At 64.3% G+C, this 9,677-nt stretch carries 6 protein-coding genes and 1 pseudogene; 3 read left to right on the top strand and 4 right to left on the bottom strand.

Going from position 1 to position 9,677, the window contains the following annotated elements:
- The coding region (locus tag VKI00_RS01165; RefSeq protein WP_324434651.1) for a transposase family protein at window positions 1–1,039 on the bottom strand (1,039 nt) is incomplete at its 3' end.
- A gap of 178 nt (window positions 1,040–1,217) precedes the next feature.
- Here VKI00_RS01165 and VKI00_RS01160 point away from each other — a divergent pair.
- The 3 genes from VKI00_RS01160 to VKI00_RS01150 all read left to right on the top strand — a co-directional run bounded on the left by VKI00_RS01160 (window position 1,218) and on the right by VKI00_RS01150 (window position 4,551).
- The gene (locus VKI00_RS01160; protein ID WP_324434649.1) at window positions 1,218–2,579 is read left to right on the top strand and encodes an HNH endonuclease signature motif containing protein; all 1,362 of its coding nucleotides are present in this window, start codon (window positions 1,218–1,220) and stop codon (window positions 2,577–2,579) included.
- 45 nt (window positions 2,580–2,624) lie between these two features.
- Entirely contained in the window at window positions 2,625–2,975 is a 351-nt protein-coding gene (locus VKI00_RS01155; protein ID WP_324434647.1) for a DUF732 domain-containing protein, read from the top strand.
- Between the two features lie 115 nt (window positions 2,976–3,090).
- On the top strand, window positions 3,091–4,551 hold the full coding sequence (locus VKI00_RS01150; protein ID WP_324434653.1) for an NAD(P)/FAD-dependent oxidoreductase: 1,461 nt from the start codon (window positions 3,091–3,093) through the stop codon (window positions 4,549–4,551).
- Here VKI00_RS01150 and VKI00_RS01145 read toward each other — a convergent pair.
- From VKI00_RS01145 to VKI00_RS01135, 3 genes and pseudogenes are all read right to left on the bottom strand, one after another.
- Complete coding sequence (locus tag VKI00_RS01145; RefSeq protein ID WP_324434645.1) at window positions 4,536–5,450, bottom strand: pseudouridine-5'-phosphate glycosidase; 915 nt, start codon at window positions 5,448–5,450, stop codon at window positions 4,536–4,538. The two genes, VKI00_RS01150 and VKI00_RS01145, sit on opposite strands and share 16 nt — an antisense overlap.
- 11 nt (window positions 5,451–5,461) lie before the next feature.
- Window positions 5,462–7,798, bottom strand: a complete 2,337-nt coding sequence (locus VKI00_RS01140; protein WP_324434643.1) for an APC family permease — start codon at window positions 7,796–7,798, stop codon at window positions 5,462–5,464.
- A 178-nt stretch (window positions 7,799–7,976) separates the two neighbouring features.
- Window positions 7,977–9,677, bottom strand: a pseudogene (locus tag VKI00_RS01135) (APC family permease); the annotation flags it as partial.

Below are 9,677 nucleotides of genomic sequence, written 5' to 3'. Positions count from 1 at the left end.
TCATCGTTGGGTGATTGATCGCGCGCTGAAACGGGGTGGCCGCAGTGTCGTATTTCTTGGAGACCTTGGCGCCGTCACGGACCTTGGATATCAGTTTTTGCTGCGGGTAGAAGTAGTTGGTCAGCTTGGATTGAAGCTGCCAGATCTCGTTGAGTAACAACAGTTCTGCGGCAGTGTCATAGCGGTGGTAACCGACTACGGTGCGGACCACCGCCCAGTTCTTCTGCTCGACGTGAGCGCCGTCGTTCTTGTTCGCCACCCGCGCGCGGGTGAAGGTGATCTGGTGCCTTTCGCACCATTGCAGCAAGTAGACGTTGATGAATTCCGATCCGGTGTCGGAGTCCACCCCCAGGATTGGGAACGGCATCTTGTAGGCAATGTCGTTCAGTGCGGCCAGGACGCATTTGGCGGCTTTGCTCGGCACTGAGCGGTTCTCGGTCCAGCCGGTGGCGATGTCGGTGACCGTCAGCGTGAACGCGAACTGGCCGGCGGCGTTGCCGCCGTCGTGGCAGACCAGGTCGATCTCGACGAACCCGGGTCGGGCGTCGTCCCAGTCGGCCCAGGTGCGCACCGGAATCTGACTTTTGAGCAGCGATCCCGGCTTGGTAGCCGCACGTCCCTTGATCTGATGTTTGCGCCGCTCGGGAGCCAGCCGACGATCGATGGTGGCCGCCGACATCGACACCAACAGCGCCGCGGTGTCCTCATCGATCACCAGCTCCCCGAAATGACGCAACACCGCCACCAATTCGCCCAGCATCGGCGCCAGCCGCTTGCCGGCCGGCATACCCAGAACCGTCCAGCACACCGTCAACGCGGCAATGACATCCGGTCCATACCTCGGTGGCCGCGGACTTCTCGGCGACACCAAGCTGGGCTGCAACGCCATCACGAGCGCTTTACGGGCATGATTACGGTGCCAGCCCGTGGTGGCGCACAACTCGTCGAGAATGATGCCCTTGGTCCGTTTGTCCGCCAACGAATAGCGGATCGCGGTCGTCTCGGTCACTGCCCTGCGCTCGGCCAACGTCAACCCCATCATCTGGGCCTACCGAGGTCATGGCTGACCGATCACGTAGGCGCGCCGCACGCGCGCATTTCAGATGAGGCAACGAAGCACCATTTCGGGGCCTTTCGCGCGCATATCGGATGAGTCAACGCGTTAGCCCTGTGGATAACTTCGTCAGGGTGTCAGCCGGTCGCGATATCATTCGAACATGCGTTCGAGCAGCCGCAAAGAGATCGTCGCGGTCTTCGACGCGCTCAAGGCCGACTTCAAACGCGCCTTGGACCTGTCCTTCGACGCGCTGACCACCCCGGAACGGTTGGCATTGCTGCAGTGCTCCGAGACCTTCCGCCGCCAGCTGCCGGCCCTCGAGCACCCGCTGATCAACCAGGTCGGCCAGCAGGCCGACGCGACCGAGTTGGGCGGCAAACTGCCATCGGCGTTAGCCAACCGACTGCGCATCACCCGCGCGGAAGCGTCCCGGCGCATCAGCGAGGCTGCTGATCTCGGCGAGCGGAGAGCGATCACCGGCGAACCACTGCCGCCGCGGCTGGAGGCGACCGCCGCCGCGCAGCGGGAGGGGCGCATCGGCGCCGGCCACGTCGCGGTCATCCGGAGCTTCTGCCACCGCCTGCCCGATTTCATCGACGTCGAGACTCAGGTGAAGGCCGAGGCACAGCTGGCCCGGTTGGCCACCGAGCATCGCCCCGACGAGCTGAGCAAGCTGGCCGACAAACTCAGCGACTGCCTCAACCCCGACGGCAGCTTCACCGACGCGGACCGGGCCCGCCGGCGCGGCATCACCCTCGGCAAACAAGACATCGACGGCATGTCCCCGATCAACGGGTATTTGACACCCGAGGCGCGGGCCACCATCGACGCCGTCTTCGCGAAACTGGCCGCCCCGGGCATGTGCAACCCCGCCGACCTCAGCCCGTGCGTCAGCGGCACCCCGTCGCAACAAGTCATCGAGCACGACACCCGCAGCTGCGCCCAACGCAACCATGATGCGCTCACGGCGGCCGGGCGCGCCCTGCTGGCTTCCGGTGAGTTGGGCCAGCACAACGGGCTACCCGCCACCATCATCGTCACCACCACCCTGCGCGAACTCGAAGCCGCCGTGGGCAAGGGGCTTACCGGCGGCGGCACCCTGTTACCGATGTCCGACGTCATCCGGCTGGCCTCCCACGCACATCACTACCTCGCCATTTTCGACAAGGGCAAGGCGATCGGGCTCTATCACACAAAACGGCTGGCTTCACCAGGACAGCGAATCGTGCTGTACGCCAAGGACCGCGGCTGCTCATTCCCCGACTGCGACGTGCCCGGTTACTTCACCGAAGTCCACCACGTCACACCCTGGGCGAAAACCCACACCACCGACATCGACGATTTGGCACTCGGCTGCGGCGGCCACCATCCACTCGCCGAACAGGGCTGGACCACTCGCAAAAACCACGACGGCGACACCGAATGGATCCCGCCCCCACACCTCGACTACGGCCAACCCCGAACCAATACGTTCCACCACCCCGAAAAGTTGCTATCTGACGACGACGAAGACGACCCGTAAGCGGCCGCGACTCGCGGTTGTCGGCGATCAGTGCCACTCTTAGCCATGACTATCGGCACATTTCTTCCGCCCTTCGCCGCGACCGCGGTACTGATGACGGGAGCGGTCGCTCACGCTGACGCGCCGGATGACCAGTTCTTGGGGTTGCTGTCGAGGGACGGAATTACCGCCGGCCCACCAGAGCAGTTGATCGCGCTCGCGCATGAACGGTGCGACGACGATAGTCTTTCTCGCTCCCAAATCTTCACCTTTCATTTCGGCGCGCAGCCAAGCCCATTCAGCAGCGCCATGTTGCAACTTGCTGCCAAATTGGAAGGTCAGGGTCTGACGGGTCCGCAGGTACGGCCGTTCTTGCTAGACGCCATCAGCGTGTACTGCCCGGGCGCGACGAGTTGATCGTCACCGCGGTGCCCGCGGTCTGCACAAACGTGACGACGCGACCACGAAGAGGATGACGGACCGTAGGACTCTTGCCGCGCAGGTTTCGGCGGGCATAGGCTTCACCAGTGAAATGACGCCAAATCCCAGGGCGCGCGATCCCCGGATCGTGATCGTCGGCGCGGGCATGGCGGGAATCGCCGCGGCTCATGTCTTCCGGCAAGCCGGCTTCACCAATTTCACCATTCTGGAAAAGGGTTCCGACGTTGGTGGCGTATGGCATTGGAACCGCTACCCTGGCCTGCGGTGCGACGTGCCCTCTTACGGATACCAATACGCGTTCGCGCCGAAGCCCGACTGGAAACACGTGTGGGCAACCGGTGCGGAGATCCAGCAGTATCACCACGACCTCATCGAAGCTCTGCAACTGCGGTCGCATCTGAGGCTGGGCTGCGAAGTCACCTCGGCGGTGTTCGACGAGAACCGATGGCGGGTGTCCACCGCGGGCGGCGAGAAGGTCGACGCGGACTTCGTCGTCGCCGCCACCGGAATACTGCACCACCCGTTCATCCCGGACATTCCCGGCCTTGACTCGTTCACCGGACCGGTGGTGCATACCGCGCGCTGGACTGACATCGATGCGCGTGGCAAGCGCGTCGCGGTGATCGGCACCGGATCGACTGGGGTACAGGTCTTTTCCGCGTTGCAACCCGAGGCGGCGCACATCACCCACTTCGCCCGCACGCCGCAGTGGGTGATGTGGATGCCGATGGGCCTGAGGCAGCCACGCGTTGTCGGTCGGGTGCTACGGGCACTGCCGAAGCAGAACAAGACCGTGCGGCTATCCCAGCTGGTTGGTTCCGACTACCTGGTCGACCTGGTCATCCGGCCGACCTGGCGACGACGACTGGCCCAGCGCTACGGGCGGATGTGCTTACGAATGTTCGTGCGAGACAAAGACCTTCGCACTCGCCTGACACCTGACTACCAGCCTTTCTGCAAACGGCAGGTGCTATCCGGCGACTACTATCGCCGAATTTCCAAGCCGAATGCCAGTTTCGTCAGCGAGCCGATCGCCGAGGTCACCGGGACCGGTCTGCGCACAACGGACGGCGTCCATCACGATCTGGATGCGATCGTGCTCGCCACAGGCTTCCAGGCCCACAACTACATGCGCCCGATGACGCTACGCGGCCGCGACGGGCTGTCGATCGATGACGCTTGGGCGAAAGGTCCTCGCGCGTGGGGAATGACCGCTATCCCCGGATTCCCCAATCTATTCACCGTCCTCGGGCCCAACTCACCCACCGGTTCGATGTCGCTGCAGCACGTTGCCGAACTGACCGCCCGCTACATCACCACCTGGCTGCGGCGATTCCGCGACGGCGAGATCACCACCGTCGAAGTCACCGAGGAGGCCACCAGCCGCTTCGCCGACGATGTCGCCGAGGCGATGGTCCCGACGGTATGGAACACCGGTTGCAACTCGTGGTACTTCGCCGACGACAACCACATCGATCTGTGGCCGTTCGGCCGCAAACGGCTCACCCGCATGCTGGCCCAGCCGCACGACGACGACTACATCTTGGCCTGACCCGCTGTGTAGGCCACGGCGACCTCGGCCGCCAACCGGGCGTTGGACAGCACCAAGGCGATGTTGGCGGCAACCGATGCGCCGTGCGTCTCGCGGTGGAAGAAGTCGAGCAGAAACGGTGTGACGTCCTTGCCGCGCACACCCTGCGTTTCGGCAGCGGCCAGGGCGGCGGCAAGCACCTGGTCGTGCAGCGCGCGGTCCATCTCGTCGGCCGGCGCGATGGGATTGGCCAGCACCAGCCCATACCCGTCGGTGCCCAGCCGCCGACTGGCCCGCAGCACATCGGCGACCTGCGCGGGCGTCTCCACCCGCCAACCCACCGGGTGGCCGGAATCGGCGAGGTAAAACCCGGGGAACCGATCGGTGCGGTAGCCGATCACCCCGACGTTCAGGGTTTCCAGCCGCTCCAGGGTCGCGGCGACATCCAGGATCGACTTCACTCCCGCGCAGACCACCAACACACCGGTGCGCGCGAGAGTCATGAGATCCGCGGACTCATCCCAGCTGTCGCGAGCGCCGCGATGCACGCCGCCCAGCCCGCCGGTGGCGAACACCGTGATGCCGGCCGCTTTCGCCAGGTGCGCGGTCGAGGCGACCGTCGTAGCGCCGTCCCCGCACCGGGCCGCGAGCACCGCGACGTCGCGGACGCCTGCCTTGACCACCGCGTTGCCCTCCGCGATACGTCGCATAGCGGCGTCGTCCAGACCGACGTGCGGCTCGCCGCCGACGATCGCAATCGTGGCCGGCACCGCTCCGCCGGCGCGCACCGCGTCCTCGATCTCGCGCGCGACGCGCAGGTTGTCCGGCCGCGGCAGGCCGTGACTGATGATCGTGCTTTCCAGCGCGACGACGGGCCGTCCGGCGGCCAGCGCGTCCGAGACCTCTGGGTGGATGCGCACGGAATACCGGCCTAAGACTGCTCGGGTGTCTCGATCACCCGATAGGTCGGGTCGCTCATTGATATCTGGCGGTTGCCCGTCTGGCGTGCCTTCCCGGTGACCCGCAGCACCTGACCCGGCTGGATTTCGGCGCCCTGTCCGGGCCGAAACGTTACCCGGATCTCCCCGCTGTCGTCCCCGACCGTGATCGTCCGAGACGTTTTCTGGCGTTTGGTGATGTCCTCGACTTCGCTGACTCGCCCTTCGACGGTCGCACTGCGTCCCGGAATCAGGTGGTCCACCGGGATCACTGCCGCGGATCGTTCCGGATGTTCTGGTTCCGGGTGTTCGTAGTCTTCCACGGTCTGGTTTTCGCTCCGCCAGATCCGGGTCTCGACCTTTTCGACCTGTCGCGCGATACGCATTTCGAAAATGTCGGGGAACGCTTCGCGGATCCGGGACTGCACATCGTAAGGAACGATCGTGGCCGCGGCGTCGGGAATCCGGCTGACGGCCTTGGAGATCTTGTCCGCGGTACGGTCGTGCAGCAGCCGTCCCAGCACGGGCGCATACGTTCGTCGTGGCAGTAGCACCGTGACGTTGGTGTTCCGACGTTCATCCCGCGCCTTGACGATCAACGCGTGCAGCGCCCGGATGATCTGTCGGTCCGGGCAGTCCACCACACGAAGTGCGGTGTCGAGATCGAAGTCGTCCCAACGCTTTCGCAACTCCGCGGCATGCGCCGCGTCGACCATGAAATGCACCGCGAGCAACTCGTCGGCGCGCAGACCCTTCCCATAGCGCAGTGCCTCAAGCACCGCGAGATCAAGCGAATTGACCAAGACAAACACGCGGTGACGGGCATACTTCACCAACTCCGGGCGGTCGGTGCGGAAGGCCTCGAGGATCGCGGCCTCGGCCCGGTACTCGCGGTTGAGCCGGATCAGCGCGAAGACCAGTAAGGGAAAGATGACGACCACCAGCCAAGCCCCTTCGGTGAACTTGGCCACCGCGAAAATCCCGACCACGACCGTCGACAGGATCGCCGCCGACAGGTTGATCACCAACTTGCGTCGCCAGCCACGCTCACGGTGCGTGAGGTGATGTTTGGTCATTCCGTAACCGGCCATCGAGAAGCCGGTGAACACACCGATCGCGAACAATGGGATCAGCGCATTGACCGATCCGCCGGTGACGACCAGCAACGCCACCGAGAGCGCCGTCAGCGCGATGATGCCGTTGGAGAACACCAGGCGGTAGCCGCGAGTCATGAGTTGACGGGGCAGGAAGCTGTCTTCGGCAACGAAACTGGCCAGCGCCGGGAATCCGTTGAAACTGGTATTGGCACCCGTGTACAGGATGGCGGCGCTCGACGCCTGGACGAGGACGTATAGGACGTCGCCAATCATCCCGTTGCCGAAGACCGCCCGAGCGATCTGCGAGAGCACCGACGGGTATTCGTCGAGATACGGCGCGGCGTGGGTGGCATACGCGAGGTAGCCGGTGCCGGCCAGCAAGAAGCCCAGGATGCAGGCCATCGCAGTGAGGACACGCCGCGCGTTGGGGCCCTGCGGTTTCCGCAAGACGTTGACGGTGTTGGAGATGGCCTCCACTCCGGTCAGCGACGAACCGCCGTTGGCGAATGCCCGCAGTATCACCAGGATCGTCGCGCCCATCACCAGACCGTTGCCGTGGTGGACCGGCACGGCTCCGGCAACGTGGCCGGGATCGTATTGCGGTAGGCCCCAGAAGATGTGGCGGACGACGCCGGTGACGATCATCAGGCCGACCATCACCACAAACGAATAGGTGGCAATCGCGAAAGGCAGCCCGGCTTCGCGCAATCCGCGCAGGTTCAAATAGCAGATGAGGAGCACGACGGCGACCGTGATCTCCAGGCTGTAGGGCCCCAACACGGGTAGCGCCGAGGCCACCGCCACCGTGCCCGCCGCCGACTGCACAGCCACCGTCACGACGTAATCGATCAACAGTGCCGCCGCGGCAACTTGCGCTATCTTCGGCCCGAAGTTCTCCCGCGCCACGATGTAGGAGCCGCCGGCTTTTGTATAGGTCATCACGACCTGCCGGTACGACGCGGCCACCAGCGCCAGGACCAGCAGGATGACACCCATGATGGGAAGCAGTAAGACGAACGCGGCCAACCCGGCCTGCGGTAGCAACTCGGTCAGGATCTGCTCGGGCCCATAAGCGGTCGATGAGATTGCATCGGGTGAAAGCGCACCCAGCGCAATCGGATTCGACAATCTCTCGGAAGACAACTCCTCGGTGATCAACGGCTTACCGAGAAAGATTCGCTTACACAGGTCTGAAAAAGATAACGGTACGTCTTGGTCAGCTGGTGCTGTCACGACCACATTCCCTATCCGAGATTCAGCAATCCCCGAAGTCTAAGCCGCGTCGTGGCGCGGTCGTTCGGTGATCAGGAATCTGAATCGTGGCTATCGGCCGACCGACCAGCAAATCATGTCGACCGATGCCGGCGCGCTAGTCGGCTTCGGCGCGCAACATCTCCGTCTCCGCGGCGGTCTCTTGCGCGACCCGCGCGGCCAAGGCGTCAGGATCCACCCGCGCGATCCGGGACTCGACGTCATAGGGCACGATGATCGCGGTAGCGCCCTGGATGCGGCTGACCGCGCGGGCCATCTTGTCGGCGGTACGGTCATGCAGAAACCGGCCCAGCATCGCCGAATACGTTCGGCGCGGCAACAGCACCGTCACCTTGGTGTCCGGATGCTCCCGCTTCACCCGCAGGACCATCTCTTGGGCGGCCCGACTCAAATGGCGATCGGGGCAATCGATCACCCGCAGCCGGGTGTCGTGCTCGAAGTGCTGCCAGCGCTCTTGCAGCTGAGCGGAATGATCGGCGTCTATCACGAAGTGCACCGCAGTGAGCTCGTCGGCGTGCAGCCCCTTTCCGTAGCGCAGCGCCTCGACCTCGGCGAGATCGACCGAGTCCACGAAAACGAACACCCGCAGTCGGGCGAACTTGGCCAACTCGGGACGCTCGGTGCGCGACATCTCCAGCACCGAAGCCTCGGCGCTGTACTGCTGGTTGAGCCGTATGAGGCCGTACACCAGGATGGGGAAGACGACGACGACCAGCCAGGCCCCTTCGGTGAACTTGGCCACTACGAAGATCCCCACGACGATCGCCGACATGATCCCGGCGGACAGATTGACCAGCACCTTGCGATGCCACCCGTGCTCGCGGTGGGTGTAATGGTGTCGAGCCATGCCGAAGCCGGCCATCGCGAACGCGGTGAACACGCCGATCGCGAAGAACGGCACCAACGCGTTCACCGAGCCGCGGGTCACCAACAGCAGCGCCACCGCCAGCACGGTCAGCGTGATGATGCCGTTCGAGAACACCAAACGATGACCGCGTTTGGTCAGCGGCCGCGGCAGAAAACGGTCCTCGGCAACAAAACTCGCCAGCGCCGGGAACCCGTTGAAGCCGGTGTTGGCACCCGTGAACAGGATCGCCGCGCTGGACGCCTGGACCAAAAAGTAAAGGACGTTACCGATCAGCCCCTGGCCAAAAACCACCCGGGCGATCTCGGACAGCATCGATGGATATTCATCCACGTACGGGGTCGCGTGGGTGACGACGGCCAGCCAGGACACCCCGGCCAACAAAAACCCGAGAATGACGGCCATAATCGTCAGCACGCGACGCGCGTTATAGCCCTGCGGCGCGCGAAAGACGTTGACCGTGTTGGAGATCGCCTCGACACCGGTCAGCGACGTACCGCCGTTGGCAAACGCGCGCAGCACCACCAGCACCGTGGCGCCCATTACCAGCCCGCCGCCCTGATGGATTGGCACCGCTCCAACGATGTGCGCTGGGTTGTATTTCGGTAGTCCCCAAAAGATTTCACGAAAGATGCCAACGACGATCGTCAACGTGATCATGATGACGAAGGAGTAGGTCGTGATCGCAAAGGTCCGGCCTGACTGCCGCTGTCCGCGCAGGTTGGCGATACAGATCAGGATCAGCACCCCGATGGTGATTTCCAAGTGGTAGGGGTGCAACGCGCGTATCGCCGAGCACAGTGCCACCGTCCCGGCCGCCGGTTGCACCGCGGCGGTGACCACGTAGTCGATCAGCAACGCCGCGGCAGCGACCTGCGCCCACCGGGGCCCGAAATTGTCCCGCGCCACCATATATGAGCCGCCGGCCCGGGCGTAGGTCATGACAACCCCGCGATACGAGGCGGACACCAGCAA

This window comes from Mycobacterium sp. (assembly GCF_035314665.1).
Classification (GTDB): Bacteria; Actinomycetota; Actinomycetes; order Mycobacteriales; family Mycobacteriaceae; genus Mycobacterium.
Note: the sequence above shows the minus strand (reverse complement) of the source record. Positions and strands in the feature narration are given on the sequence as shown.

Excerpts from the sequence above, each read along its gene's own strand:
- VKI00_RS01160 (WP_324434649.1), top strand. The coding sequence starts at position 1,218 with ATGCGTTCGAGCAGCCGCAAAGAGATCGTCGCGGTCTTCGACGCGCTC.
- VKI00_RS01155 (WP_324434647.1), top strand. The coding sequence starts at position 2,625 with ATGACTATCGGCACATTTCTTCCGCCCTTCGCCGCGACCGCGGTACTG.
- VKI00_RS01150 (WP_324434653.1), top strand. The coding sequence starts at position 3,091 with ATGACGCCAAATCCCAGGGCGCGCGATCCCCGGATCGTGATCGTCGGC.